The sequence below is a fragment of the Nonomuraea sp. NPDC049607 genome, from assembly GCF_040675375.1.
In the GTDB taxonomy this organism is placed as follows: Bacteria; Actinomycetota; Actinomycetes; order Streptosporangiales; family Streptosporangiaceae; genus Nonomuraea.
This window is the reverse complement of record NZ_JBFAOV010000025.1, coordinates 105,034-131,351: the sequence shown is the minus strand read 5'-3', so window position 1 is coordinate 131,351 and position 26,318 is coordinate 105,034. Positions and strand designations below refer to the sequence as shown.

Genomic DNA, 26,318 nt, shown 5'->3' with positions numbered 1-26,318 from the left:
GTGCCGGGCTGCCCGATGTCGTCGCAGGTTAAACGGGGTGCGCGGGCAGCCGGCGGTCGAGCAGGAGCGCGCCGCGGCCGGGCAGCAGCGAGGCGCACCACTCGCGCAGCGCGGCCGGGGCGGGGCCGCCCGCGTCGGAGGTGTCGAGCAGGTCGGCCCAGTCGAGCAGCGACTCGGCCAGCATGAGCGGCACCCCGCTGCGTTCGTGCACCTCGGCGGCGGCCTCGAAGTGCTCGCTCGCCCGCCGCGGGTCGCCCATCGTCACGCACAGGTGGGCCAGGTAGTGGTGGCCGCAGTGGTGGGCGACCGTGCCGTGGCCGAACGTCTCGCCGTCGGCGGCCAGCGAGGCGTACAACCGCTCGGCCAGCTCCGGACGGCGCAGGTGCGCGGCGGCCACGGCCAGGTTGTCCAGGGCGGGCCGGTGGGCCATGTTGCGCGGCGGCACGCCGCCGCGGTCGGCCAGGATGCGGTCGAGCAACGGCCCGGCCTCCTCGTCGCCCATCTCGCACAGGTAGCGCAGCACGGCGTGCACCGGGTCCACCCGGGGCGCCTGGGCGGCGCGGCGCAGCCGGTCGCCCAGCTCCCACAGCCGCCCCTGGAGGCGGCGGATCTCGGAGATCTGCTCGGAGTAGATGGCCACGGCCTCCAGGCGGCGGCCGATCTCGGTGCCGAGCCGCATGGCCGACAGCGCCTCGGACTCGGCCTGGGCCAGGTCGCCCTGCATGAGCGTCAGGCCCGCCCTGGAGTAGCCGATCAGCCAGTTGAGCTGCGGCTGGGCCAGCCGGCGGGCCAGCTCGTCGGCCTGGTCGAGCAACGTCGCGGCGCGCACGGTGTCGCCGCTGTCCAGCACGGGCGGGGTGCGCTGCACGTAGGCGTGGAACAGCGCCAGGTCGTCGCCCGTCCGGCGGGCCGCCTCCAGCATCTCGTCGCCGTCGCGGTGGCGCTGGTGCAGCGGGTCGGCGGGGATGATCGTCAGGCTGCGCATGCCGAGCACGCTGGCCAGCGTGCGCGGGTCGCCCGACTTGCGGGCCAGCGCGACCGCCTCGTCGCTCAGCGCGAAGCGCCGCTCGCCGTCGGGCGCCCAGATGAGCTCGGAGGCGAGCTGGGCGGCCAGCAGCGCCCGCGTGCTCAGGTCGGTGGAGTCCACCAGCTTGCGCGCCTCGGTCAGCAGCGCGATGCGGCGCTGGTCGGGGGCGGCGGAGATGCTGGAGAAGCCGCGGTCGCCGCCGAGCGCGGCCACCACGATCAGGTCGTCGCGCCCGCACTCCCTGGCCAGCTCGGCGGCCTGGTGCAGGGTCTGCCTGGCCTCCGGGTGCCCGGCCAGCCACATCGCCCGGCCGCAGTCCATCAGCAGCTCGGCGCGCCGCTCGGGGGAGGCGCCGGGGAAGTCCTCCAGCAGGCCGAGCACCCGCTGGTACCAGGTGACCGCCTCGCGGTGGGCCAGCCCGGCCAGCGCGTGGCGGGCCGCCTGCACGCCCGCCTCGGCGGCCTCGGCCGTACGGCGGGGGTCGCGGCCGTGCTCGGCGGCGGCCAGCAGATGGGTGGCCACGACGTACGGGCGCGACTCCATGGCCTGCGGGTCGGCCCGGCACAGGGCGTCGGCGACCCGGCCGTGCAGCAGCCCGGCGCGCGGGGCCGACAGCGTGGCGTACAGGGCGGTGCGGGTCAGCTCGTGGGAGAACTGGCACTGGCCGCCGTCGGCCATGGTCACCAGGCCGGCGCCCATGGCCTCCTCGACGGCGGCCACGAAACGCGCCTCGTCCAGGCCGAGGCCCAGGCGCAGCGCGGCCGACTCCATGCGTTCGGCCACGGCCAGCAGGCTGACCAGGTCCCGGGCGTCGGGGTGGAGCTGGGCCAGACGCGCCCGGACCATGCGGGTGACCGAGTCGGGGACGGTCAGCGCGTCGAGGTCGGCGCCCGCCGACAGCTCCCTGGCCACCTCGGTGACCAGGAACGCGTTCCCGCCGGTGATCCGGTAGAGCTGCTCGGGGTCGCCGTCGCTGCGCACCTCCGACAGGGCCCGGCTGACCTCGTCCATGCCGAAGGAGGAGACCTGGACGACGCGGCCGTCGGCGGTCAGCTTGTGCAGCTCGGGCATCGCCGACTCGACCGGCACCGGGCGCGAGGTGGCCAGGATCAGCAGCGGCAGCGAGTCGGCGTCCCACATCAGGGAGTGCAGCATCTGCAACGACTCCAGCGTCGCCCACTGGAGGTCGTCGATCACCAGCAGCACCGGCCGCACGGTGGCCAGGCGCTCGATGAGCGTACGGGCCGCGGCCATCAGGTGGTAGCGCTCGGAGACCGGCTCGGTGGCGGGCGGCACGGCCAGCGACAGCGGGGGAGCCGCCAGCGAGGGCGCGAGCCGGACGAGCTGCCCGCACTGCTGGTCGACCCCGGCCCGCAGCAGCAACGCCGGCGACGTGCGGGCCAGCCGCTCCACCGCCCCCGCGATCGGCTCGTACGCCTGCCGCGCCGGATCGGTGCACCGCCCCGCCAGCACCGTGAACTGCCGCTTGAGCGCCCGCTGCGCCACGACCGAGGCCAGCCGCGTCTTGCCGACCCCCGGATCGCCCTGGAGGATCACCAGCCCGCTGCCGAACTCGGCCGCCCGCAGCTCCTCCTCCAGCGCCCGCAGCTCCTCGTCCCGGCCCACGAACGGCAGCACGTGCCCGCTGTCCAGCCAGGGCGCCAGGCCGCCGGCGTGCTGGTTGTCGGCGTTCTGCCAGTGGAGCTCGTAGGTGTGCATCGGCTCGCGCAGGCCCTTGCCCGGCAGCCGGCCGAGGTCCTTGAACTCGTGGCGGCTGCGGCCCTGGGCCAGCCGGCGCACCAGGTCGGTGCAGAGCACCTGGCCGCCCTCGGCCACCGCGACCAGGCGGGCCGCCTCCACCGTGGGCAGCCCGCTGACGTCGTCGTCCCCCCAGCACACGTCGCCCGAGGCCAGCGCGGCCCTGATCGAGATCTTCTCCAGCGCCCGCTCGTTCTCGGCCGCGACGGCCTGCTCGACGGCGATGATCGCGTCGAGCCCCGCCGTGGCCGAGCCGAACACCGCCATCAGCCCGTCGCCCAGGCTCTTGGTGAACGTCGAGCCGCTGGCCGTGACCACCGAGTGCAGGAGCTGGTAGAGGCGGCGGAAGACGACGTTGGCGCGTTCCTCGCCGAGCCTGATCCGCATGGCGGTGGAGCTGACCACGTCGGTGAACAGGATGGTCGCCGTGGTCAGGGTGCCCGGCTCGTGCGGGGTGCTCACGCGGGTTGTCCCTCCCTCCGCACCGGAGCCCTGGCGGCCTGGCCGGCGCTTCTGCGCACGCCCTTGCGGACGCTGTGGCGCAGCCTGCGCGTCCGGCGCGCCGCCTTCGACTGCCTGACCCGCCACTGGGAGGCCAGCTCCTGCGGGATCTGGAAGGCGGCGTGGCCGCCCGAGTGGCGGTCGATCATGGCGATGACGATGTGCTTGCCCGCCCGGCGCACCAGCCAGCGCACCACCGCGTCGACCGGGCCCATCAGGCGGCCGTACCGGTTGCCGGCCCTGGCCGCCGCGAACAGCGCGTTGAACCACCACGCCGGCGGCGGCACGTCGAGCAGCGCCGGGACCTGGGCGGCGTTGTAGCGGGCGTCGCGGAAGACCCAGTGCACCAGGCTGCGCGGCAGTTTGCGCCAGCCCAGGTGCATGAACTCCTCCATCTCCGCCAGCAGCACGGCCATCAGCCTGCGGCCCTCTTCGCTCGACTCGTACAGGCGGCCGAGCCGTTCGCTGACCGGCGGCACGTCGTGCAGGGTGAGCGGCCGGTCGCGGCACGCCTCGACGCCCATGAGGTGGCCGAAGACGCTCCACGTGTACAGATGGGCGGCCCTGTCGTCGTCGCTGAGGCGCACCCCCATGCTCTCCAGAGCCTCCCACGTGACGACCGAGAAGTCGAAGATGGTGGCCAGCAGCAGTTCCTGGTTGACCGGCGGGCCGAACCTGGCGGTGTCCCAGTCGTCGCCGAAGTGCTCGGCGGCCAGGGCGCGCACGAAGGAGTGCAGGATGCGCAGCCCGATCGCCGTCGTGTGCCCGGGACGGCCCGGGGTCAGGCTGTCGGTGGCCTTGAGGCCCATGACGTCCACCAGCATCTGGCCGGTCTCGGCGACCCGACGGGTGAGGCTGTGGGTGGCCAGGTCGGACACCCCGGCCAGCACCTTGGCGCTGGAGACCTCGACGTAGGCCATGGGCAGGCACTTGCAGAACAGCGCGACCGCCTGGTACAGCCCGTAGTCGGAGAAGACGGCCTGGCCGCGGGCCAGCAGCTCGGCGTCCTCACCCCACTCGGGCAGGTCCTTGTTGAAGTCGATGGCGTCGAAGATGGCCGAGGGGCCGGTCTCGCCCGAGGGCGCCCGCGCCTCCCGCTTGGCGAGGCCCAGCTCCACCACGACCGCGCGCAGCATGGACAGGGCGTTGTCACCGTCGGGTCTGGTCTCCAGGTAACCGGCCACGATCTTGTCGATGTCCGGGTCGGCCTGCTGTCGTAATTGCCGGAAACGTTCCGCGGGCCAGCGCTCGGCGGCGGCCTTCTCGTGCTCGTTCATGTTCCCCGTACTCCAGATCTGGTCAGAGGCCCCCGCGTTTGCGCAGTGCCTCGACGTCCAGCAGCGTGATGGTCCGCCCCTTGACGGCGATGAGGCCGCGGGCGGCGAGCGACTGCAGGGCCCGGTTGACCGCCGGCCGCGACGCGCCGATGAGCGCGGCGAGGTCGGACTGGGTCAGCCCCGGCATGTCCACGACCGGGCCCTGGGCCTGGCCGCGCCTGACCGACAGTTGCAGCAGCAGCTTGGCCAGGCGCCCGCCCAGGTCGAGGAAGGCCAGGTCGGCGGCCTGCCCGGTGAGCCGGCGCACCATCTGCCCGAGCATGCGCAGGAACTCGTCGGCGAGCCCGGGATGCTCCCGCATCAGCTCCAGCAGCCGCGCCCTGGGCAGCGCGAAGATCCAGCAGGGCCGCACGGCGATGATCGACGCCGAGCGCGGCGAGTCGTCCAGCAGCGCCATCTCGCCGAACGTCTCCGCGCGGCCCAGCATGTTGAGCACGATCTCGTCGCCGTGCTCGGTGGTGAAGACGACCTTCACCAGGCCGTCCAGCAGCACGTACAGGGACTCGCCCGGGTCGCCCTGATGCAGGATGATCTGCCCGTTGCGGTATCGGCGCGCCACCCCGGCGCGCACGGTGCCGGTGATCCCGGCCTCTCCGAGCACGCGGAACAGCGGAACCTCCGCCAGCACGGCGGCCACCGCCTGGACGTCGTGCGGAACCGCCCCGCTGCTGGCGCTCATGGAAGAACTTTAGGACGCGAACGCCGATCGGGCAGTAAGTGGTAAGCGATCTCCCGAATGTGACGAGCGCCACACCCGCACTGTGTCGTCCGCGACAGTGCGCGAGGACCGCCGGGAGCACCGTTGGGGGGCCGGCCGAACGAGGTTGACCCCCAAGGACCCCGGCCGGCGGGGAGACGATGATGCAGTTGGATACGTTGGAGCGCCGCGACACCGCCACTCTCGTGTCGGACGCCCAGGAGGGCGACGCCCAGGCGTGGGAGCGGCTGGTCGAGGAGTTCACGCCGATGCTGCGGTCCAGGATCCGGCGCTTCAGGCTCGGCCACGAGGACGCCCAGGACGTGCTCCAGACCACCTGGCTGCTGGCCTGGCAGAACCTCAAGCGCGTCGAGGACCCCCAGCGCATGCCCGGCTGGCTGGCCACGATCGCCTTCCGCGAGTGCCTGAAGCTGACCAGGCGCACCCGGGAGATCTGCACGCCCGATCTCGACACGCTCGGCAGCACGGACGACGTCGACAGGGAACTGGCCAGGATCTGGCTGGCCGGCACGCTGGAGGAGCTGGTCGAGGAGCTGCCCACGGCCCAGCGCGTGCTGTTTCGAGCACTCACGGAAACCTCCGAGCCGCACTACGTGGACGTCGCCCGCAGGCTGGGCCGCCCGGTCGGCAGCATCGGCCCCACCCGGGCCCGCTGCTTCGCCAAGCTGCGCGGCCTCCTGCAGGACCGCGAGATCACCAGGGACTTCCTGGACTGACTCCTACTTTCCTGACCGGTCAAGAGGGATCGCCTCCAGGAAGGGCTCGAAGTCGAAGCGCGCCATCTCGTAGGCGTCGGGATCGGTCTCCTCGGGGAAGGCGTAGACCTTGCGCCGCATCCCGGGGAGCAGCCGGCCGGCCGCGAGCGTCCCGGCGTCGTCGGGCACCGGCTCCGGCAGCGTGCCGCGGGCCGTCTCCGCCTCCAGGGCCGCGGTCAGCTCCGGGCCGAACGGCGGGTCGTACAGCGCGCCCACCCGCTGGTAGGTGCGGAAGTAGCCGACGATGAAGCGCATGCGGTCGGGGTAGGACACCCAGTCGGCCACCCCGGCCGTGGCCTGCTCGACGTCGTCGGGGATGAACTCCTCGGTGAGCTTGCGCACCTTCTCGTTGCGGATCGGCCGCCAGGCGAGCGCCATGTCCACGCCCGGGGGCGGGGTGAGCGGCCGGCCGACCTTGATGTCGCTGAGCGGCGTGCGCACGGCGAACAGGTGGCGGGTGTACAGCGAGGACCACTTGGCCTCCAGCACCCGCGTCAGCCACGGCTGGTCCTCGTGCCGGGCGCTGAACAGCGGGAAGCGGGGGAAGGGCCGCCGGGTCACCAGCGAGCGCAACGACCGCCACGACACCCGCGTCAGCCACCGCACCGGCCGGTACAGCACCAGCTCCAGAGCCTTCTGCGCGCGCTTCTGCTCGTACGCCGACAACGCCACGCTCGCCCCGAACATCAGCTCGGCCCGCTCGTCCGGGTCGGTGGACGCGTGCGCCTCGGTCAGCAGCAGGGCCGCGTCCCGCAGGTAGCGCTCGTCGGCCTCCTCCAGCAGCCCGGACAGGAACTCCGGCGGCATCGGCGTGTTCTCCGACTCCGGGCTCACCTTGACGTAGCAGTCGGGCGTGCCGTTCCACAGGTTGGCCGCCAGGCTCGCGGTCTCCAGGAAGATCGCCCGGTTGGCCAGCGCCAGCCCGAGCTGGTAGCTGGGGCCCAGCAGGGTCAGCAACGTGGCGCGGAACAGGCGGCGCAGGCGCGCGGGCACGTGCAGCCGGTCGCCGAAACCGGTCAGGAAGGGCGAGCCGGGGGTCAGGTCGAGGCTCTCGGCGATCGCCTTGGACGTCCATTTGGCGTAGCAGTACCAGTTGGTCGCGTCCTGGCCCAGGTGCTGGGCGAGGTCCCCGGCGACGCGGTGGTAGCCATGGGCGATGACCATGGCCTCCAGAGCAGGGTTCCTGTCCTTGCAGGCGGCGATGCGGAGCACGTCGTCAGCCGTCATCGGAGCGCCTGGCGCAAGCGCTTGTTCCACTTCGGACATGGGGTCTCCCGTCAGTGGTCCCCCCTGGGACCGTCGATCCTCACCGGGTCAGAGCGCACCCGGTGACGTGAGATACAGGGCGGCGGTCGCGCATTGCCCCGTTCGACCGCCAGCCCGGAGCGTAGGGCGGGCGACTTGCGGTGTGCTTGCAGGGCGCCGGGCCGCCCCGGGAGGCGCCCGGGGCGGCGGCCGTCATTCCTTCACCGATATCTTGCTGATCACGACGAAGCCGCCGAGCGCCCCCGCGGAGCCGGCGGCCGTCGTCGTCGTGAGGTTGACCACCAGGTCATAGGTGCCGGGGCCGAGCTGGCCGCGCATCGGGACGGACGCGGTGTACCGTCCCGATCCAGGGGTGAACGTCATCTCCACAGGAGGCGTGGGGTGGCGGGTCTCACCACCTCCCAGCAGGTCGGCGATGATCTCCAAGTGCCACCGTCCCGCCAGCCAGTCGACCAACTCGCCGCCGACCTCCCAGCTCACGTCCACGGTCCAGCCCTCGCCGCATCTCACGACGTTCGTGGGCTGGGCGCCCGGGTCGACAACCTGGCCGTGCAGGACGCCGTTCAACTGCTCGGCCGGGACCTTCATCACCTGGAACTCACCGGTCGCCATGTCGCTGTCTCCTTTCCGGGGGGAATCAGGTCCCCGTACGGAGAGGCAGAGCGGTGGGACAGGCGGGTAAATACCGGGTGTATTCAAGGACACAAACGGGACCGCCGGACGTCGTACGGCCGGCCGGAAACCCGGCGCCCCCGCCCGGGCCAGTACGGTGGGGACATGATCGACGATCGCCCGGCCGGGCCCTCCGGCACGTCGGCCAGGCTCGCCGCCGACTGGCTCGCGCTGGCGGGCGGCTCGCCGGCCGCGCGGGCCGCCGGCGCCGAGCTGATCGCCCGCTGGGCCGAACCCCACCGCCGCTACCACACCCTCGCCCACCTGGCCGCCGTGCTGGCCGCCGTCGACGACCTGGCAGGGGAGGCCGCCGACCCCGCCGCGGTGCGCCTGGCCGCCTGGTTCCACGACGCCGTCTACGACGGCAGGCCCGGCTGGGACGAGGAGCGCAGCGCCCAGCTCGCCCAGGCCCGCCTGCCGCGCTGCGGGGTGCCGCCCGCCCGGGTCGCCGCGACCGCCCGGCTGGTCCGCCTGACCGCCGCCCACGACACGGTGGCCGCCGGCGACCGCGACGGGGCCGTGCTGTGCGACGCCGACCTGGCCGTGCTGGGCCGCCCCGGCTACGACGCCTACGCCGCCGACATCCGCCGCGAGTACGCGCACGTGCCCGACGACCTGTTCCGGCTGGGCCGCTCGCAGGTGCTGCGCAGGCTGCTGGCCGCGCCGCGGCTCTACCGTACGGACCGGGCCCGCGACCTGTGGGAGGAACGCGCCCGCGCCAACATGGACGCCGAGCTGGCCCGCCTCGACGCGGCGGGTTAGGGCGTGCGGCGCTTGCGGCGGCGCAGCCCGGCGGCGATCAGGCGGCGCAGCAGCTCCTGCGAGCCGACCGGCTCGGCGCCCAGCGACACCGCCCGCGCGTGCACGGTCTCCGGCACGTCGTAGTGGTCCCGGTCGAAGGCCCGGCCGGGCACCCCGAGCCGAGCCGCGAACGCGTGCAGCTCCTCCAGCGAGCTGTCGCTGACCAGGTGTGACCACATCAGGCCGCGCGGCCCCGGCCAGTTGGGGGGATCGATCAGAACCGTCACGCCCTCAAGGGTAGGACCCTGCCGCGCACGCCCAGCTCGCCCAGCTCGGGCACCACGACGTGGGCGCCGTGCCCGGTGAGCGCGGCGGCGTCGCCGGGACCGTCCCGGGTGACCGCGACCACCAGCCCGAAGCCGCCCTTGGCGCCCGCCTCGACGCCCGGCAGCGCCGCGTCCACCACGGCGGCCCTGGCGGCGGGCAGCGCCAGGCGGCGCACGGCCTCCAGGAACAGGGCGGGGTGCGGCTTGCCCGGCAGGTTCATCAGGGCCGCGTCGCCGCCGTCCACGACCAGGTCGAACAGGTGCGCCACGCCCGCGGCGGTCACCAGCCTGCGGCCGTGCAGGCTGGCCGAGACGGCGGCCGTGCGGGCGCCCCTGCGGCGCAGCTCGTGCAGCAGCGCCACGGTGGCGGGGAAGGCGGCCACGCCGTACTTGTCCACCTGCGCGATGAAGATCTGGTCCTTGGCCAGGCCGAGCCCGTGCACGGTGGGCGCGCCGGGCTCGTCGCCGGGATCGCCTTCGGGCACGTCGAGGCCGCGGGAGGCGAGGAAGGTGCGGACGCCGTCGAGCCGCGGCCGGCCGTCGACGTGCCGGAGGTAGTCGTCACGGATGTCGAACGGCTGGGAGCGGCCGCGCAGGAAGGCGTCGAAGACGTGTTTCCAGGCGGCCGCGTGCCCGCGAGCGGTGTCGGTGACCACGCCGTCGGTGTCGAACACGACGGCGCCGATCGAGGCCAGGTCGATGACGGGCTCGTTCACACTGTGAACGTAACCGCTCTACCAGGCGACGGGTAGCTCCTTGACGCCGTAGACGATGGCCAGCTCCCGGAACGGCACCTCGCCCGAGACGTGCAGGTCCGGGAAGCGGCGCAGCAGGGCGGGGAAGGCGATGCGCATCTCCATCTGGGCGAGCGGCGCGCCGATGCAGCGGTGGATGCCGTGGCCGAAGGCCAGGTGCGAGCCGGCGGTCTCGCGGCCGGGACGCACCTCGTCCATGTCCGGGCCCAGTGAGGGGTCGCGGTTGGCGCCGGTCAGCGAGCACAGCACCATCTCGCCCTTCTTGATCGGCACACCGTGCAGCTCCAGGTCCTCGCGGGCGAAACGCGGGAAGGCCACCTGCACGACCGTCATGTAGCGCAGCAGCTCCTCGACCACGTCGTTGACGTAGCCGTCCACCTCGCGCACCTTGGCGGCCTGCTCCGGGTTGCGCATGAGCCACAGGGAGCCGAGCGCGAGCATGCTGGTGCTGGTGTCGTGGCCGCCGGTGAGCAGGCCGTCGGACATACTGGCCAGCGTGCGGTCGTCGAGGTCGTCGCCGTGGTCGCGCAGGAGCTGGCCGAGCAGGCCCTCGCCGGGATCGCGCCGCTCGCGGGCGACCAGGTCCACCAGGTACGCCATCGCGTCGTTGATCGCCTGCAGGGACGCCTCGGGTCCGGCCGACAGGTCGAACCGGTCCTTGCTGATCTTGACGAAGTCGGCGCGCTCCTCGTACGGGACGCCGAGCAGCTCGCACACCACCAGCGACGGGATCGGCAGCGCGAAGTCCTCGACCAGGTCCGCGGGCGGGCCCTTGGCCTCGATGCGGTCCAGGTGCTCCTCGACCATCGCCTCGATGCGCGGCTCCAGCCGGCGCAGGCGGCGCATGGTGAACTCGGGCGTCAGGTACTTGCGCAGCCGCGTGTGCTCGGGCGGGTCGCGGAAGCCGAGGCCGCCGGGGTCCTCCTGGTTGGAGCCGAGGCCGGAGATGCCGGCGAAGTCGTTGCTGAAGCGCTCGTGGTCGCCGAGGACACCGCGCACGTCCTCCCAGCGGGTGACCAGGTGCACGGTCTGGTCGCCGGGGATCTTCATGGGGAAGACGGCGTGCTCGGCCCGGATGCGGCCGAGCTCGGCGACCGGGTCGAAGTCCTCGCGCATGAACTGGACGAAGGGGAACTCTGAGTCAGACATGGATATCCGTCCTGCTGGGATACATCACACTATGTTGGGATAAATCCCTCGGTAGATGGTCCCATCCGGACAGGCGCCTGTTGCCCTCCGAAAGGACGAAATTGCCGCTCACCCTCACGTCCTACCTGGTCGCTCGCCCGGTCGTCCATCTGGCCGCCCGTCCGGCCTTCTGATCGGCTGCCTCTCTCGTCGGCCGCTCGGCGCGGCCGGGGTGTGGCGCGTTCTTCGAGGGGCCCCGGGGGAGGGGGCGGCCGGGCCGTGGCCCGGTGTCCCGCCGGCGAGAGCGCGGGGGCGGCGAGATCGCACGCTCACAATCCCCTCCTTTCACCTCATTGTGCGGCGCGGCGCAGGCCGCCGACTAGCCACAACCCCCTTCCGGTACGGCGTGTGTCACAGCAACCGGTGGGAGACAGGGGAAATCGGTGGCGTTTGGCGTACAAGGGGGCGACAGTCTGCGATGATCTCGTCGCAAGACAAGCTGGACTTGAGCCTCGCGGATAGTGACTGATGCCGACATTTGAGGAAATAGCAGCCTTCGTCGCCGAAAAGCCGTTCGCCACCGCCGTCATCGCCCTGCTGGGGCTGGCCGGGCTCGTGCTGGCGTTCTTGGTGCTCAGGATGGCCTGGCGGGCAGGCAGCTGGTTATTCGCCCGATACGTCGCCCCCCGTCCCGTCGAGGACGTGCTCACCGTCGTCGCCGCCTCCATCGCCACCGGCGTGTCCGCCCAGGGCATGTGGCGCTTCTCCGGCGACGTGCTGGGCCTCGACGGACCGCTCCGGCTGCTGCTGTTCGCCTTCATAGAGGTCGCCATCATCACCTCGGCCGTCCGCGCCCGCCGCAACATGCGGGAGAACTTCTCCGCCGGCATCGACGGCATCGCGGTCTGGGCGCTGACCTGCCTGACCGCCGTCCTGTCCAGCATGGACGCCCGCAGCCTCCCCGAAGCCCTCTTCCGCCTGGCCGCCCCCCTGGTCGCCGCCTGGCTCTGGGAACGCGGCATGGCCATCGAACGCCACCGCATCCGCGGCACCGGCCGCATCAACTGGCGCCTGACCCCCGAACGCCTGCTCGTCCGCATGGGCCTGGCCGAGGTCAGCGACCGTACGGCCTCCGAGGTCGACGCCCACCGCCGGCTCACCCGCGTCGCCCTGGCCGCCAAGCGGGCCAAGGCCCTGCGCGACGGCGGCGGCTCCGAACGCAAGATGCGCGCCGCGCTGGCCAGGCTCGATAAGGCCATGGACCAGGCCGTCGAGCACACCGGCCTGGCCGTCGACCAGCAGCGTCAGGAAGCGCTGCTGGCCCAGATCGCCGCCCTGTACAACACCACCGCGCTCATCGACGCCGACCCGCGCGTGCCGTGGGAGCCCGAGGCCGACCACCGTCCCGTGCCCGCCCGCCCGGCGCTGCCGCCCGCGCTGGTGGAGCTCGTCGAGGACGACGACGAGGACGTCGAGGTGTTCGACGCCACCCCCCAGGTCGTCGACACCGCCCAGCGCGCCGCCCAGATCAGGGCCGCCCGCGAGTTCTGGGACCGGCAGATCGCCAAGCGCATCGTGCCGCGCTCGCTGGACATCGCCCAGGAGATCGGCGTCCCGCTGGCCACCGCGCGCGAGTATCGTGCCCTGTGGAAGCTGGAGCCGCAGGCACACGCCCTGATCGAGGCTCTGTACCAGCAGCACGGCATCGTCGACACCGGCGCCTTCCCGGCCATCGCCGACGACGGGCGGGTGCTGGCCAAGTAGGGGGAGCTCGGTTGCGGGAGCGCACGCTCGAACGCGTCAGGAAACTCCTGGCCAAGGCCGAACGCACGGACAACGAGCACGAGCGGGCCACCTTCCTGGCGGCGGCCTCCGCCCTGATGGCCAAGTACGGCATCGAGACCCTCCCGCCGCCCGGCACCCGCCAGACCCCCGGCGACCGGATCGTCACCCTGCCCGCCCCCTGGGCCAGGGAGAAGGCCCGCCTGGTCAGCCTGGTCGCCCAGGCCGTACGCTGCCGCCCGCTGCTGATCGGGCGCGGCGACGGCGGCCAGCGGGTGCACGTGTTCGGCTTCGCCGCCGACCTCGAACGCGCCGACGTGCTGGCCACGTCGCTGCTGCTGCAGATGGCCTCCGGCCTGGCCCGCGTGACGCCGCCGGGCGAGCTCGCCACCGCGCGGGCCTACCGGCGCTCGTGGCTGCTGGGGTTCACCGACGAGGTGTACCGGCTGCTGCGCGAGGCCGAGTCGCGCGCCGAGACCGAGGCCGAGGCGGCCGGGGCCGGCACCGCGCTGGTGCTGGCCGACCGCCGGGCCGAGGTGGACGTGGCGGTGGCCGCCCACTATCCGCGCATCCGCATGTCGGTCCCGACGACCAGCGGCACGGGCTACCGCGCGGGCGTGCTGGCGGGCCGGCACGCCGACCTCGGGCGCACCGGCATGCCCACCGCCACCGCCCGCGAGCTGCCCCGCTGAGGCGGCCGGGTCAGCCCAGGGCCGCCGAGACCAGCGAGCGGGCCTCCTCCTGCACCTCGGCCAGGTGGTCGGGCCCCTTGAAGGACTCGGCGTAGATCTTGTAGACGTCCTCGGTGCCCGACGGGCGGGCGGCGAACCAGGCGTTCTCGGTCGAGACCTTCACGCCGCCCAGCGCCGCGCCGTTGCCGGGGGCCGCGGTCTGCACCGCCGTGATCGGCTCGCCGGCCAGCGACGACGCCGTCACCTGGTCGGCCGACAGCTTGGCCAGCACCGCCTTCTCCTCGCGGGTGGCGGGCGCGTCGACCCGGGCGTAGGCGGGCTCGCCGAACCGCCCGGTCAGGCGGCGGTAGTGCGCGCTCGGCGACTCGCCGGTCACGGCCAGGATCTCCGAGGCCAGCAGGGCCAGGATGAGGCCGTCCTTGTCGGTGGACCAGGGCGAGCCGTCGCGCCGCAGGAACGAGGCCCCCGCGCTCTCCTCGCCGCCGAACCCCAGCGAGCCGTCGAGCAACCCGGGGACGAACCACTTGAAACCGACCGGCACCTCGTACAGGCGCCGCCCGAGCGAGGCGGCGACCCGGTCGATGACGCCGCTGCTCACCATCGTCTTGCCGACCCCGGCGTCGGCGGGCCAGCCGTCGCGGTGGGCGTACAGGTAGGAGATGGCGACGGCCAGGTAGTGGTTGGGGTTCATCAGGCCGTCGGGGGTGACGACGCCGTGGCGGTCGGCGTCGGCGTCGTTGCCGGTGGCGATGTCGTACCTGTCCCGCTGGGCGATCAGGGACGCCATCGCGTACGGCGAGGAGCAGTCCATGCGGATCTTGCCGTCCCAGTCGAGCGTCATGAACCGCCAGGTGGGGTCGACCAGCGGGTTGACCACGGTCAGGTCGAGGCGGTGCCGCTCGGCGATCTCGCCCCAGTAGGCCACGCTCGCCCCGCCCAGCGGGTCGGCCCCGATGCGCACCCCGGCCGACCTGATCGCGTCGAGGTCCACCACCGACGGCAGGTCGTCGACGTACGTGCCGAGGAAGTCGTAGCGGCCGGCCGCGTCGAGGGCCTTGGCGTAGGAGATCCGGGACACGCCCTTCATGCCGTCGGCCAGCAGCTGGTTGGCGCGGTCCTGGATCCAGGAGGTGGCGTCGGTGTCGGCGGGCCCGCCGTGCGGCGGGTTGTACTTGAAGCCGCCGTCGGAGGGCGGGTTGTGCGACGGCGTCACCACCACGCCGTCGGCGAGCCCCGACGTGCGGCCCCGGTTGTGCCGCAGGACGGCGTGCGAGACGGCGGGCGTCGGCGTGTAGCCGTCGCGCGCGTCGATCAGCACCTCGACGTCGTTGGCGGCGAACACCTCCAGCGCCGACACGCGGGCGGGCTCGGACAGCGCGTGCGTGTCGATGCCCAGGAACAGCGGCCCGTCGGTGCCCTGGGACGCGCGGTATTCGCAGATGGCCTGGCTGGTGGCCAGGATGTGGTCCTCGTTGAAGGCCGTCCGCAGCGATGACCCGCGATGGCCCGACGTGCCGAACGCCACCCGCTGCGCCACCTCGGCGGGGTCGGGATGCAGGGCGTAGTAGGAGGTCACCAGCCGGGCGACGTCGACCAGGTCGGCGGGCTGGGCGGGCTGTCCTGCGCGATCGTGCGTCATGAGGCCACTTTACAAATCCGTCCCCTTCGTACGGGTGAGCGCACCGGGCGGCGTGGGAAGATACAGGCGCGTCCGCCTCCAGAATGGAGTTCTGTTTCCATGCGTTTCGGATATTTCCTGAACGAACGGCAAGGGCCCGACCCGCTCGGCGCGCTCCGCGACGACATCGCCCAGGCGGCCGAGGACGGCTTCGCCTCCGCCTGGCTGTCCCACATCTTCGGCCTCGACGCCCTCACCGCCCTGGCCGTGGCCGGCAGTCAGGTGCCCGGCATCGAGCTCGGCACCTCCGTCGTGCCCACCTTCCCGCGACACCCGGCCGCCCTGGCCCAGCAGGCGATGACGGCCAACGCCGCGCTCGGCGGCCGGCTGGCGCTCGGCATCGGCCTGTCCCACCAGGTCGTCATCGAGCACATGTTCGGCCTCAGCTTCGAGCGGCCCTACCGCCACATGAAGGAGTACCTCGACGTGCTGCTCCCGGCGAGCCGGGGCGAGCAGGTCAAATCGGCGGGCGAGACGATCAGGGCCGACGTGCGGCTCACCACGCCGGGCGCGGGCTTCCCCGTGCTCATCGCCGCTCTCGGCCCGCGCATGCTGAAGCTCGCCGGCACGGTGGCCGACGGCACGGTCTTGTGGATGACCGGCCCGAGGACGGTGGCCGAGCACGTCGCCCCGACCATCACCGCCGCCGCCGCGGAGGCCGGCCGCCCGGCGCCGCGGATCGTCTGCGCGCTGCCCGTCTGCGTGACCGACGACCCCGCCGGCGCGGTCGAGCGCGCCAACGAGATCTTCGCCGTCTACGGCACGCTCCCCTCCTACCGCGCCATGCTCGACCGCGAGGGGGCCGCCGGGCCGGGCGACGTCGCGGTCGTCGGCGACGAGGAGTCCGTGCTCGCCCAGCTCCAGCGGCTGAGGGAGGCCGGGGTGACCGACTTCGTCGGCGCGACCTTCGCCGAGCGGGAACGCACCCGTGAGCTGCTCATCGGCGCGTCGAAGGGTTCATAGGGGGACATCTCAATAAACTCCGGCAAGATGAAGCGCTTGCTGCATGGCATAGACGTGTCGAACTGGCAGGGCTCCGTCGACTGGGCCGGCCACGCCGAGGCCGGGGTCTCCTTCGCCTTCGCCAAGGCCACCGAGGGCGGCGACTGGACCGACAGGTGGTTCGCCCGCAACTGGTCCGGCATGCGCGAGAGCTGGCTGGTGTGCGGTGCCTACCACTTCGCCCGGCCCAAGGGCGACCCGATCGAGCACGCCCGGCACTTCCTGGCGGTGCTCAGGTCGGCCGGCGGCCTGCGCAGGGGCGACCTGGTGGCGCTCGACCTGGAGACCGGCGACGGGCAGCGGCCCGAGCAGGTCGCCAGGTACGCGCGCCGCTGGTGCCACCACGTCGAGCGGCACGCCGGCCTGCGGCCCTTCATCTACACCTTCCACTGGTTCGCCCGCGCGGGGAACTGCGCCGGCCTGGCCGACTACCCGCTGTGGATCGCCTCCCCGGAGCGACCGCGGGGCGAGCCCCTCGTGCCGCCGCCGTGGCGCGACTGGACGATTCACCAATATGTCGGCAGCCCGCTCGACCGGAACGTCTTCCACGGCAGCCGCCAGGACCTGACAAGGCTGGGGTTTCACCCGCGATAGCATCGGTGTTCACCATCGAACCAGCCTCGGTGCCGGGCATCGAGCGCGATCCAAGGGAGACACCGTGTCAGCCGAGCTACGCATCACCCTCGCCGGAGCCGAGCGTGTGGTCGCGGCCGGCACGACGGCCGGTGAGGCGCTGGAGGCCGACGGCCGCACGGTCATCGCGGCCCGGGTCAACGGCGAGCCGCGCGACCTGGCCCACCCGCTGGCCCAGGACGACGTCGTCGAGCCGATCGAGGTCTCCAGCGAGGACGGCAGGGCCATCGTCCGACACTCCACCGCCCACGTCATGGCCCAGGCGGTGCAGGAGCTGTTCCCCGAGGCCAAGCTGGGCATCGGCCCGCCCGTGGAGAACGGCTTCTACTACGACTTCGACGTCAAGCAGGCGTTCAACCCCGACGACCTCAAGCGCGTCGAGAAGCGCATGCGGGAGATCGTCAAGCAGGGGCAGCTGTTCTCCCGCCGGGCCGTCAGCGACGACGAGGCGCGCGAGGAGCTGGCCGCCGAGCCGTACAAGCTGGAGCTGATCGGGCTCAAGGGCGGCGCGGCCGACGAGGAGAGCGTCGAGGTCGGGGCCGGGCAGCTCACGATCTACGACAACCTCGACCCCAAGAGCGGCGAGCTGTGCTGGAAGGACCTGTGCCGCGGGCCGCACGTGCCCTCCACCCGGTCGATCCCGGCGTTCAAGCTCATGCGCTCCGGCGGCGCCTACTGGCGCGGCAGCGAGAAGAACCCGCAGCTCCAGCGCATCTACGGCACCGCCTGGGAGTCCCGCGACAAGCAGGACGAATACCTGCGCATGCTGGAGGAGGCCGAGCGGCGCGACCACCGCAGGCTGGGCGCCGAGCTCGACCTGTTCTCCTTCCCCGACGAGCTGGGCTCGGGCCTGGCGGTCTTCCACCCCAAGGGCGGCGTGATCCGCAAGGTGATGGAGGACTACTCGCGGCGCAGGCACGAGGAGGCCGGCTACGAGTTCGTCAACACCCCGCACATCACCAAGGAGAACCTCTACCAGGTCTCGGGCCACCTCGACTGGTACAAGGACGGGATGTTCCCGCCCATGGAGCTGGAGGGCGCCCGCTACTACCTCAAGCCGATGAACTGCCCGATGCACAACCTGATCTTCAGGGCGCGCGGGCGGTCCTACCGCGAACTGCCGCTGCGGCTGTTCGAGTTCGGCACGGTCTACCGCTACGAGAAGTCCGGCGTGGTCCACGGCCTGACCCGGGTGCGCGGCCTGACCCAGGACGACGCGCACATCTACTGCAGCCGCGAGCAGATGCGCGACGAGCTGACCTCGCTGCTGCGCTTCGTGCTCGAACTGCTGCGCGACTACGGCCTGGAGGACTTCTACCTGGAGCTGTCCACCAAGGACCCGGAGAAGTACGTCGGCTCCGACGAGGCGTGGGAGGAGGCCACCGCGACGCTGCGCGAGGTGGCCGAGGCGGAGAACCTCCACCTGGTGATGGACCCGGGCGGCGCGGCCTTCTACGGGCCGAAGATCTCCGTCCAGGTGCGCGACGCCATCGGCCGCACCTGGCAGATGTCCACCATCCAGCTCGACTTCAACCTGCCCGAGCTGTTCGACCTGCAGTACCAGGCGGCCGACGGCTCCCGGCAGCAGCCGGTCATGATCCACCGTGCGCTGTTCGGCTCGGTCGAGCGGTTCTTCGGCGTCCTGGTCGAGCACTACGCCGGGGCGTTCCCCGCGTGGCTGGCGCCGGTGCAGGTGGTCGGCATCCCGATCGCCGACGCCCACGTGCCCTACCTCCAGGACGTCGCCAAGCAGCTGCGCGCGCGGGGCATCAGGGTCGAGGTCGACGCGGCCGACGACCGCATGCAGAAGAAGATCCGCAACGCGCAGAAGGCGAAGGTCCCGTACATGCTGCTGGCCGGTGACGACGACATCGCCAACGGCGCGGTGTCCTTCCGTTACCGTAACGGCGAGCAGAAGAACGGCGTGCCCGTCGAGGAGGCCATCGCCGAGATCGTCAACGCCGTGGAGCAGCGCGTCCAGGTCTGATCCGCCGGGCCTGAGCCGTTCTCCGGGCGGCTCAGGCTCCCGCCGGGTCGCCCCGGGCGGGCACCGGGTCGCCCCCCGATGCGTCGCCGGGGTGCCCCTGGCCGCTAGCGGGGGAACAGGCGGAATGTGACCGCCGGGCGGCCGTCGAAGATTTCGGCGGCCTCCCGCGCGGAGCCCTCGATCAGCTCGCGGGCGTAGACCTCCGGGTCCTGGTCGGTCAGGGCCTCGATGTAGGCGCGGTGCTCCAGCAGCGACCGCACGCCCCGCGCCAGCCCGTCGGTGACGTCCACGGCGTGGGTGGGGGAGTTGGAGCCGGCGACGGCGACCCAGCGGACGCCGTTCCAAGGGGCGGCGTCGGTGTCAGGAAATATCCAGCGATTTCCGGCGTCTCCGGCGGCGTCCAGCACGGCCCGGCCCACCGCCCGATGGTCCGGCGTGTTCCAGTACGTGCCGCCCCACGTGTCGTCGGGATTGAGGGTGATCACCAGCTCGGGGCGATGCCTGCGGATCGCGGCGGCGATGTCCCGCCTGAGCGCCGTGCCGTACTCGACGACCCCGTCGGCGTGGTCGAGGAACTCCACACTGGACACCCCGACCACGGCGGCGCTGGCCCGCTCCTCGCGCTCGCGCACCGGCCCGCACGCGGCGGGGTCGAGGGTGTCGATGCCCGCCTCGCCGCGGGTGGCCATCAGGTAGGAGACCTCGCGTCCGGCGTCGGTCCAGGTGGCGACGGCGGAGGCGCAGCCGTACTCCAGGTCGTCGGGGTGGGCCACGACGGCCAGGGCGCGCCGCCAGTCGGTGGGCATGGGTTCGAGTCGCTGTGCCATGTCCCCACCCTAGGGCCGCCGTGGAAACCCGGGATCGCCGTGCCGTTCGGGGCCGAAGCGGCTGTACAAGCAGGGGACGCCGTGCGAGGCCGGGGTCGCGCCGGGAGAGCGGCCTGTTGCCCGGGGTCCTATGCTGCTTGGTATGCACGATCAGGCAGGAGCCGGGGCGCCCGACAACTTCCAGCGGCTGTGGACCCCGCATCGCATGGCCTACATCAAGGGCGAGAACAAGCCGACGGGCACCGGGCCCGGCGACGGCTGCCCGTTCGACGAGATCCCTCGGATGAGCGACGAGGACGGCCTGATCGTGGCCAGGGGAGAGGTCGTCTACGCCGTGCTCAACCTCTACCCGTACAACTCCGGCCACCTGATGGTCGTGCCCTTCCGGCACGTGTCCGACTACGACGAGCTGACCCCGGCCGAGGTGGTGGAGCTGGGCGAGTTCACCCAGCGGTCGCTGCGCGCGCTGCGCAGGGCCAGCGGCGCGCAGGGCTTCAACGTGGGCATGAACCTGGGCCACGTCGCGGGCGCCGGTATCGCCGCCCACCTGCACCAGCACGTCGTGCCGAGGTGGGGCGGCGACACGAACTTCATGCCCGTGGTGGCCCAGACGAAGGTGCTGCCCCAGCTCCTGCACGACACCCGGCAACTGCTGGCCGACGCCTGGACGGACTAGGCACCGCCACCACCTGACACCGCCCCGACGAGCGCCGACCTCGACGGGGCCCTAAGCGTGTCCGGTTTCGGGCGTGCTCGGCTTGAGTGCGTCGGGCTTGAGCGCGCCCAGCTCGAAGCGTGCCCCGCTTGAGCGTCACCATACCCCACCCCCGTGTCGCCACCGCTGGCGATCGGCCCTTTCTCCGGACGGTCCGATGTGCGGAATAACACCATACCCCCCTATGGTATTACCGGCACGACCGAAGGAGTCCGACATGCCACACGTGATCCGCAAGCCCGGCGTCCTCGGCGGGACCTCGCTCGCCGTCTTCCTCGCCGGCGTGCATTTCGTCAACGACGCCATCACCGCGATGCTCGGGGCCCTGCTGCCGACGTTGCAGGCGCGGTTCGGGCTGGGACCGGCCCTGCTGGCCGTGCTCGTCGCCGTCTACTCGATCTCGTCGTCGGTCACCCAGCCGTTCTTCGGCGCGATGGCCGAGGACCGCAGCCTGCGCGTGGTCGGGGCGACGGGCGTGCTCATGGCCTCGCTGTTCCTCAGCCTGATCGGCGTCGCGCCCGCGCTGGCGGCGGTCTTCGCCCTGCTGATCATCGGCGGCATGGGGGCGGCGGCGCTGCACCCCGTGGGCACGGCGGTGGCCGGTGGCCCCACCGTGCCGAATCGCACGCTGGGCGTAGGGTTGTTCACCGCCGGGGGGATGGCCGGGTTCGCCCTCGGGCCGGTGCTGATCCTCTCCGCGGTCTCGGCGTTCGGGGTCGAGGTCACGCCGTGGCTGATGGTTCCCGGCGTGCTGTTCGCCGTCCTGGTCTTCCTGCTGCTGCCCGACTGGGAGCCGCACGGTCGCCGTCCCCTGCGGACGCTCTTCCGGTTCCGGCTGCTGCGTGGTCCCATCGGCGGGCTCACCCTGGCCGCGACCCTGGCGAGCCTGGCCTTCGTGACCTTCACCAGCTCGATGCCCCTCTGGCTGGTCCGCGAGCACGGCGTGGCGGCCGACGCCGGGCTGCTCGGCTGGACGCTCGCCGTGTTCTCGCTGGCCGCGGGGCTCGGCGCGCTGCTCGGTGGTGTGCTCGCGCCGCGGGTCGGCCGCCGCCGCGTGCTGATCGGGTCGCTCGCCGCCGCGCCGGTGCCGTTGATCGCGATCGTCACGCTCGAACCGGGCGGCGTCCCCTACTTCCTCGCCGCCGCGCTCGCCGGAGCCCTCCTGTACGTCGGCAGCCCCGTCACCGTCGTCCTCGCGCAGGACCTGGCGCCCGGCGAGCCGGCGAGCGCCGCGGGGATGGTTCTCGGGGTGTCCGCCGCGGCGGCGGGAGCGCTGTACGCGGCTCTGGGCTGGCTCCAGGAGGCCGCCGGGCTCGGCGTCGGCATGGTCACCGGTTTCGCGCTGGCCGTCCCCGCGGCACTGGTCGTCCTCGTGGTGCTGCGGCGTCACCCGCAGGCCGGACGCTGACCCGGCGCCCGGCCTGGTCGTACTGACCTAGTCGGCCGCACGGGCCAGATGGGCGGCGGCGGGCGCCCCCGCCGGCTGTTCGCGGCCGAGCGCGCCGATGCCCGCCGCGAGCAGCAGCGGCACGGCCAGCGCCAGCGCCATCGACAACACCGCGGCCCCCGAGTCGTTGACCAGCATCCCGATCACCCCGCTGACCAGCGTGCCGATCAGACCGGCGCGCAGGGCGGGGGAGTGGCGGAACGCCGCCGGCACCACGCCCGCGCTGGCCTGCTCGGGCCGCATGATCGCGTAGACGAGGAAGGCCACGGCCGCGATCACGATGGGCATGAGGTTGGGGCTGAGCAGCGTGGCCAGCATGGCCTGGAGCTTGCGGAAGATCACCTCGAACGCCTCGCCGCTGATCACCTGACCCACGAACCGGCCCAGGTGCGTCTGCTCGTCGGGCGGACGCAGGTAGTTGAGCACGGCGAACGTCATCACGATCACCGCCCCGGCCACGCAGAACGCCCCCAGCTTCACGATCGACACCCGCTTGCCGGCCACCAGCAGCGCGGTCACCGCGATGCCCGGCACGAACGCGATCACCCCGCCGAAGTCGCTGCCCATGCCGGAGCCGCCCAGCACCATCGCGAACGCCCCGAGCACCACGATCGCGGCCACCCCTGGCCGCCCTGGCCACCGGTGGGCGATCACGGTGGTGGCCAGCAGCGTGCCGGTGGCCAGCAGCGCGAACGGGATGTTGCCCAGGCCGTAGTAGCGGGCCCCCACCTCGGCGCTGTAGCCCATGACGCTGTTGAGCTGCAACGTCGTGCCGGTCAGCAGGTCACCGGCGAGCGTGAGCGCGGTGAGGCCGGCCACCACGGCGAGCGGCCCGAGCGGACGGCGCCGCCAGGGCCCGCCGAAGGCCAGCGCCGTGACCACGACGACCCAGCCGAGCACCCCGGCGATCAGCTGCGGCAGGCTCGACCAGGGCAGCAGGTTGACCAGATAGCTGGAGGCGGGCAGCGCGGCCAGCGCCACCGCGGCCAGGCGCACCGGCGACAGCCCCTTGCGCCGGCGCAGCAGCAGGAACGCGATCACGTAGAACAGCACCTGCAGCACCGCCACGACGGTGAAGTACACGCCCTTGATCGACCGGATGGCCTGCGCGGTCGAGTCGGCCCGGCTCAGCCGGTCGACCGTCGCGCCGGCCTCGCCCACCTGCAGCGGCACGCCGACGACCGTGGCCGGCGCCGGGACGCCGAGCCGGGCCAGCACCGTCGCGGTCAGGTCGGGCAGGATCGAGATGTCGGCGCGGCGGGTCGAGGCCGCGCCCAGCAGGTGCCCCTGCGCCCCCGGCTCGCGCAGCGCGGCCACCCGCAGGTGGGGCACGGAACCGTGGTCGGACAGGCCCGCGAGCAGCACCGTGGTGCCGGCAGGCAGGATCGACAGCAGCGCGCCGGCCTTGGCGTCGGCCAGCCGCAGCGCGTCGCGGCGCTCCTTGGGGCCGAGCTGCTCGGGCACCTTGGGCAGCTTGCCGCTGGTCAGGTAGGGGTGGACGAGGTCGTCGACGTCCATGGCGGTCATCGGGCACTGCTCCAGGTCGGCCGTGCTGACCTGGAGCGGGGAGGTGCGGTAGCGCTGCACCTCGCCCTGCCGGTCGGCCAGCGCGAGCGCGGCGCCGGGGCCGATCGCGATCGAGCACCGGCCCGCCGCCTTCAGCGCCTCGCCCAGGGTGCCGGCGTTGCGCTGCCCGGCCACGTCGATGAGGTAGCGGTAGTCGGGGATGACCGCGCCCGCGCCCCGGCTCTCGGGGGCCGGCGGCGCGCCGCAGGAGTAGCCGGCGGCCGACCTGGTGCCGGCCGACACCGTGAGCCAGCCGTCGTAGGGGCAGGTGATGTTGCTGACCGTGCGCACCGACAGCGAGCCGATCGCGCTGCCGCGCGTCAGCTCCCACAGGTTGGGGGCGTCGGCCTGGGTGACGTCGTCCCAGTGGAGGCCGGGGACGCCGATGAGCGCCACCCTGCCTGCCTCCCTGCCCGCCGCACTGCCCGCCGCACTGCCCGCGTCACGGGCCGCCTCGGCGGCCGTGGCCGTGCCCTGCAGGCCGAGCAGTACGGAACCGGCCAGAACGGCCAGCGCCACGAGCGAACGCCTCACCCCGACGACCTCCAGCGATCGATGACGTCCGTGGCACGCTAGAGCACGTCGTGGTCCGGCGCCACCGGTTCCCCTACCTTCTCACGGGCGGGGAAGCACCCGGTGCCTCAGCCGCGGACGGGGGTGAGCCAGTGGCGGTAGCGGTCGTCGCGGCCGTGCACGGCGGCCTCGTAGGCGTCGGCCAGCTTGCCGGTGACCGGCCCGGGGCCGCCGAACTCGCAGTGGTCGACCGCGCTGACGTGCACGACCCCGGCCGCCGTGCCGCAGACGAAGATCTCGTCGGCCGTGTACAGGTCGGTCCGCAGCAGGTCCTGCCTGGTGACCGTGAGCCCCAGGTCGGCGGCCAGCCGGGCGACGGTGTCCTGCGTGATGCCCTCCAGCGCGCCGGCGTGCGGCGGAGGCGTGGTCAGGACGCCGTCGCGCACGACGAAGACGTTGGCGCCCGTGCACTCGCTGACGTTGCCGGCCGCGTTCAGCAGCACCGCCTCGTCGAAGCCCGCCTGCAGGGCCTCGGCCTTGGCCATCACCGAGTTCAGGTAGGGGCCGGTGGCCTTGGCCGCGGTCGGCGTCACCCGGTGGTCGTTGCGCTGCCAGGAACTGGTCATCAACCGCACGCCCGCGTCGAGCAGCGCGCCCCACTCCCAGGACGCGATCGACACGACCGTCGGGCAACCGCGCGCCGCCACGCCCATCTCGCCGTAACCGCGGTGCGCCAGGTGGCGGATGTAGCACGAGGACTGGCCGTTGGCCGCGACCGTGGCCAGCGTGGCCGCGCGCAGTTCGTCCAGCGTGTACGGCAGCGGCATCCCGATGATCCGCGCGCTGCGCGCCAGCCGCCGCAGATGCTCGTCGAGCCGGAACACCGCCGGGCCGTCGGGCGTGTCGAAGGCCCTGGTGCCCTCCAGCACGGCGGTGCCGTAGTGCAGGGCGTGCGTCAGGACGTGCACGCGGGCCTCACCCCAGGGCACCAGCTCGCCGTCCATCCAGATGTGCTCGGCTTCCCGCATCGTGCCGCTCCTCTCCGTAAATGGCCCCAAACAATCCCGATATGTAGGCCAATTCATTGATAAGTGGCACAGTAACGGGATAATAGTGGCGTGGGAAGAGAAGAGGACCTCGTCACCCTGCTCCGCGACCGGCTCCGGCTGCACGAGGGCACGGCCAGCCGCCGGCTGGCGGGCGCGCTGACCGACCTGGCCCAGACCGGCGCCATCACCGCGGGCACCCGCCTGCCGTCCGAGCGCGACCTGGCCCAGGCGGTCGGGCTCAGCCGCGGGACGGTCGCCGCCGCCTTCAACACCCTGTGCGAGGAGGGCCTGTGCGAACGCCGGCACGGCAGCGGCACGTACGTGCTGGGCGTCCCGACGTTCGGCGGCCTGCTCCAGGGCGGCGCGGTGCTGGCCGACCTGTCCACCTCGGTCGTCCCCGACCCCTCGCACCTGGCCGTGCCCCCGCTGGACGCCGCCGCCCTGATGCGCGCGCCGAGCGGGCACGGCTACGACGCCATGGGCGACTCCCGGCTGCGCGCCGTGCTGGCCGCCCTGGACGGCGGGCCGCACCGCGAGATCCTGGTGACCTCGGGCGCCCAGCAGGGCATCGACCTGGCGGCCCGGGTGCTGCTGCGGCCCGGCGACCGCGTGCTGGTCGGCGACCCGGCCTACGGCGGAGCGCTCAGCGTGTTCCGGCGCGCGGGGGCCCACGCCGTGCCCGTGGACCTCGCCGTCCCGGACGCCGTGCGCGACGCGCTCGCCCGTCACCGCCCGGCCGCCGTGTACGCGCTGCCCGTGGACAACCCCACCGGCCGCGTGGCCGACCTGTGGCACGTGGCCGAACTGGCCGCCGCGGCGGACGTCCCGCTGGTCGAGGACCGTACGCTCGCGCCCGTGGTGTTCGACGGCGCACGGTCGCCCGAGCCGCTGGCCCTGGCCCATCCGCACGGCACGGTGACGGTCGGCTCGTTGTCGAAGGTGTTGTGGGGCGGACTGCGGGTGGGCTGGCTGACCGCGTCCGAGCCGCTGCTGGCCCGGCTGCTGGAGGCCAAGCTGGACGCCGACCTGGCCACCAGCGCCGTCTCCCAGCGGCTGGCCGCCGACCTGCTCGACGGCGACCCCGTCAGGCCCTGGCTGGCCGAGCTGGCCCGCCGTCGCGACCACTTCACCGCCGCGCTGTCCGCGCGCCTGCCGTCGTGGACCTGGTCACGCCCCGAGGGGGGCCTGTCGGTGTGGGCGCGTCTGCCCGGCGCCGACACCGACAGGTTCGCCGCCGCCGCCCGCGAGCACGGCGTCGCGGTGGCCCCCGGCTCCCTGTTCTCCCCGGACGGCCGCCACCGCGACCGCCTGCGCCTCAGCTTCGCTCTGCCGCCCGCCCTCCTCGACCAGGCGGTGGCCGCCCTGGCCCGCGCGTGGGAACAGACGGGCCACTGAGCCACCGGGAACACGCCGACGCCACGCAGACCGGCTGTCGAGCCGCCG

At 73.0% G+C, this 26,318-nt stretch carries 22 protein-coding genes; 10 read left to right on the top strand and 12 right to left on the bottom strand.

The features are described 5' to 3' along the window. Positions 1 to 28 precede the first annotated feature (28 nt). The 3 genes from AB0J97_RS36445 to AB0J97_RS36435 are packed head-to-tail and all read right to left on the bottom strand — an operon-like array spanning position 29 to position 5,302. Complete coding sequence (locus AB0J97_RS36445; protein ID WP_357703206.1) at positions 29 to 3,247, bottom strand: AAA family ATPase; 3,219 nt, start codon at positions 3,245 to 3,247, stop codon at positions 29 to 31. After that, positions 3,244 to 4,563 carry an oxygenase MpaB family protein gene (locus AB0J97_RS36440; RefSeq protein WP_364097475.1) on the bottom strand — a complete coding sequence of 440 codons (1,320 nt, stop codon included), beginning with the start codon at positions 4,561 to 4,563 and terminating at the stop codon, positions 3,244 to 3,246. Before AB0J97_RS36440 ends, AB0J97_RS36445 begins: the two co-directional genes overlap by 4 nt. 22 nt (positions 4,564 to 4,585) lie before the next feature. Next, the gene (locus AB0J97_RS36435; RefSeq protein WP_357703210.1) at positions 4,586 to 5,302 is read right to left on the bottom strand and encodes a Crp/Fnr family transcriptional regulator; all 717 of its coding nucleotides are present in this window, start codon (positions 5,300 to 5,302) and stop codon (positions 4,586 to 4,588) included. A gap of 179 nt (positions 5,303 to 5,481) precedes the next feature. Between AB0J97_RS36435 and AB0J97_RS36430 the strand changes: the two genes are divergently transcribed. Continuing rightward, a complete protein-coding gene (locus AB0J97_RS36430; protein WP_357703212.1) occupies positions 5,482 to 6,057 on the top strand; it encodes a sigma-70 family RNA polymerase sigma factor in 576 nt (191 codons plus the stop codon). Positions 6,058 to 6,060: 3 nt separating this feature from the next. On the opposite strand, the gene AB0J97_RS36425 is transcribed toward AB0J97_RS36430, so the two are convergent. Both AB0J97_RS36425 and AB0J97_RS36420 read right to left on the bottom strand, forming a co-directional pair. Continuing rightward, on the bottom strand, positions 6,061 to 7,323 hold the full coding sequence (locus AB0J97_RS36425) for a hypothetical protein (RefSeq protein WP_364097471.1): 1,263 nt from the start codon (positions 7,321 to 7,323) through the stop codon (positions 6,061 to 6,063). Between the two features lie 231 nt (positions 7,324 to 7,554). Then, positions 7,555 to 7,974 carry a hypothetical protein gene (locus AB0J97_RS36420; protein ID WP_357703215.1) on the bottom strand — a complete coding sequence of 140 codons (420 nt, stop codon included), beginning with the start codon at positions 7,972 to 7,974 and terminating at the stop codon, positions 7,555 to 7,557. 165 nt (positions 7,975 to 8,139) lie between these two features. Between AB0J97_RS36420 and AB0J97_RS36415 the strand changes: the two genes are divergently transcribed. Then, entirely contained in the window at positions 8,140 to 8,796 is a 657-nt protein-coding gene (locus AB0J97_RS36415; RefSeq protein WP_357703217.1) for a metal-dependent phosphohydrolase, read from the top strand. On the opposite strand, the gene AB0J97_RS36410 is transcribed toward AB0J97_RS36415, so the two are convergent. From AB0J97_RS36410 to AB0J97_RS36400, 3 genes are read right to left on the bottom strand one after another with little or no spacing between them, the layout of a single operon-like run. Then, positions 8,793 to 9,062 carry a DUF4031 domain-containing protein gene (locus AB0J97_RS36410; RefSeq protein WP_357703219.1) on the bottom strand — a complete coding sequence of 90 codons (270 nt, stop codon included), beginning with the start codon at positions 9,060 to 9,062 and terminating at the stop codon, positions 8,793 to 8,795. The genes AB0J97_RS36415 and AB0J97_RS36410 overlap by 4 nt on opposite strands. Continuing rightward, entirely contained in the window at positions 9,059 to 9,817 is a 759-nt protein-coding gene (locus tag AB0J97_RS36405; protein ID WP_357703221.1) for an HAD family hydrolase, read from the bottom strand. The genes AB0J97_RS36410 and AB0J97_RS36405 overlap by 4 nt, the downstream gene beginning before the upstream one ends. A gap of 18 nt (positions 9,818 to 9,835) precedes the next feature. Next, a complete protein-coding gene (locus AB0J97_RS36400) occupies positions 9,836 to 11,005 on the bottom strand; it encodes a cytochrome P450 (RefSeq protein ID WP_357703223.1) in 1,170 nt (389 codons plus the stop codon). Between the two features lie 507 nt (positions 11,006 to 11,512). Here AB0J97_RS36400 and AB0J97_RS36395 point away from each other — a divergent pair. Together AB0J97_RS36395 and AB0J97_RS36390 are read left to right on the top strand one after the other, a co-directional pair. Continuing rightward, positions 11,513 to 12,748, top strand: coding sequence for a hypothetical protein (locus AB0J97_RS36395; protein WP_357703225.1), 1,236 nt, complete (start codon positions 11,513 to 11,515; stop codon positions 12,746 to 12,748). A gap of 11 nt (positions 12,749 to 12,759) precedes the next feature. Continuing rightward, the gene (locus AB0J97_RS36390) at positions 12,760 to 13,458 is read left to right on the top strand and encodes a DUF2786 domain-containing protein (RefSeq protein WP_357703227.1); all 699 of its coding nucleotides are present in this window, start codon (positions 12,760 to 12,762) and stop codon (positions 13,456 to 13,458) included. Between the two features lie 10 nt (positions 13,459 to 13,468). Here AB0J97_RS36390 and pgm read toward each other — a convergent pair whose 3' ends face one another. Next, positions 13,469 to 15,097 carry a phosphoglucomutase (alpha-D-glucose-1,6-bisphosphate-dependent) gene (gene pgm / locus AB0J97_RS36385; protein WP_364097465.1) on the bottom strand — a complete coding sequence of 543 codons (1,629 nt, stop codon included), beginning with the start codon at positions 15,095 to 15,097 and terminating at the stop codon, positions 13,469 to 13,471. 99 nt (positions 15,098 to 15,196) lie between these two features. On the opposite strand from pgm, the gene AB0J97_RS36380 reads away from it, so the two are divergent. From AB0J97_RS36380 to thrS, 3 genes are all read left to right on the top strand, one after another. Beyond that, a complete protein-coding gene (locus AB0J97_RS36380; RefSeq protein WP_357703230.1) occupies positions 15,197 to 16,099 on the top strand; it encodes an LLM class F420-dependent oxidoreductase in 903 nt (300 codons plus the stop codon). Positions 16,100 to 16,126: 27 nt separating this feature from the next. Then, positions 16,127 to 16,732, top strand: coding sequence for a glycoside hydrolase family 25 protein (locus AB0J97_RS36375; protein WP_357703232.1), 606 nt, complete (start codon positions 16,127 to 16,129; stop codon positions 16,730 to 16,732). Positions 16,733 to 16,796: 64 nt separating this feature from the next. Continuing rightward, complete coding sequence (gene thrS, locus AB0J97_RS36370) at positions 16,797 to 18,758, top strand: threonine--tRNA ligase (RefSeq protein ID WP_357703234.1); 1,962 nt, start codon at positions 16,797 to 16,799, stop codon at positions 18,756 to 18,758. 104 nt (positions 18,759 to 18,862) lie between these two features. Here the strand turns inward: thrS and AB0J97_RS36365 are convergent, their stop codons facing one another. Continuing rightward, the gene (locus tag AB0J97_RS36365) at positions 18,863 to 19,585 is read right to left on the bottom strand and encodes a PIG-L family deacetylase (protein WP_364097460.1); all 723 of its coding nucleotides are present in this window, start codon (positions 19,583 to 19,585) and stop codon (positions 18,863 to 18,865) included. 142 nt (positions 19,586 to 19,727) lie between these two features. Here AB0J97_RS36365 and AB0J97_RS36360 point away from each other — a divergent pair, with 142 nt between their 5' ends. Next, positions 19,728 to 20,261 carry an HIT domain-containing protein gene (locus AB0J97_RS36360; protein ID WP_364097457.1) on the top strand — a complete coding sequence of 178 codons (534 nt, stop codon included), beginning with the start codon at positions 19,728 to 19,730 and terminating at the stop codon, positions 20,259 to 20,261. Positions 20,262 to 20,517: 256 nt separating this feature from the next. After that, complete coding sequence (locus AB0J97_RS36355) at positions 20,518 to 21,708, top strand: MFS transporter (RefSeq protein WP_364097454.1); 1,191 nt, start codon at positions 20,518 to 20,520, stop codon at positions 21,706 to 21,708. Between the two features lie 27 nt (positions 21,709 to 21,735). Here the strand turns inward: AB0J97_RS36355 and AB0J97_RS36350 are convergent, their stop codons facing one another. Together AB0J97_RS36350 and AB0J97_RS36345 are read right to left on the bottom strand one after the other, a co-directional pair. After that, positions 21,736 to 23,847, bottom strand: coding sequence for a hypothetical protein (locus AB0J97_RS36350; RefSeq protein WP_364097451.1), 2,112 nt, complete (start codon positions 23,845 to 23,847; stop codon positions 21,736 to 21,738). Positions 23,848 to 23,954: 107 nt separating this feature from the next. Continuing rightward, the gene (locus AB0J97_RS36345; RefSeq protein WP_357703244.1) at positions 23,955 to 24,854 is read right to left on the bottom strand and encodes a branched-chain amino acid transaminase; all 900 of its coding nucleotides are present in this window, start codon (positions 24,852 to 24,854) and stop codon (positions 23,955 to 23,957) included. A gap of 90 nt (positions 24,855 to 24,944) precedes the next feature. Here AB0J97_RS36345 and AB0J97_RS36340 point away from each other — a divergent pair, with 90 nt between their 5' ends. Next, a complete protein-coding gene (locus AB0J97_RS36340; RefSeq protein WP_364097448.1) occupies positions 24,945 to 26,270 on the top strand; it encodes a PLP-dependent aminotransferase family protein in 1,326 nt (441 codons plus the stop codon). The last annotated feature ends 48 nt before the right edge of the window (positions 26,271 to 26,318 follow it).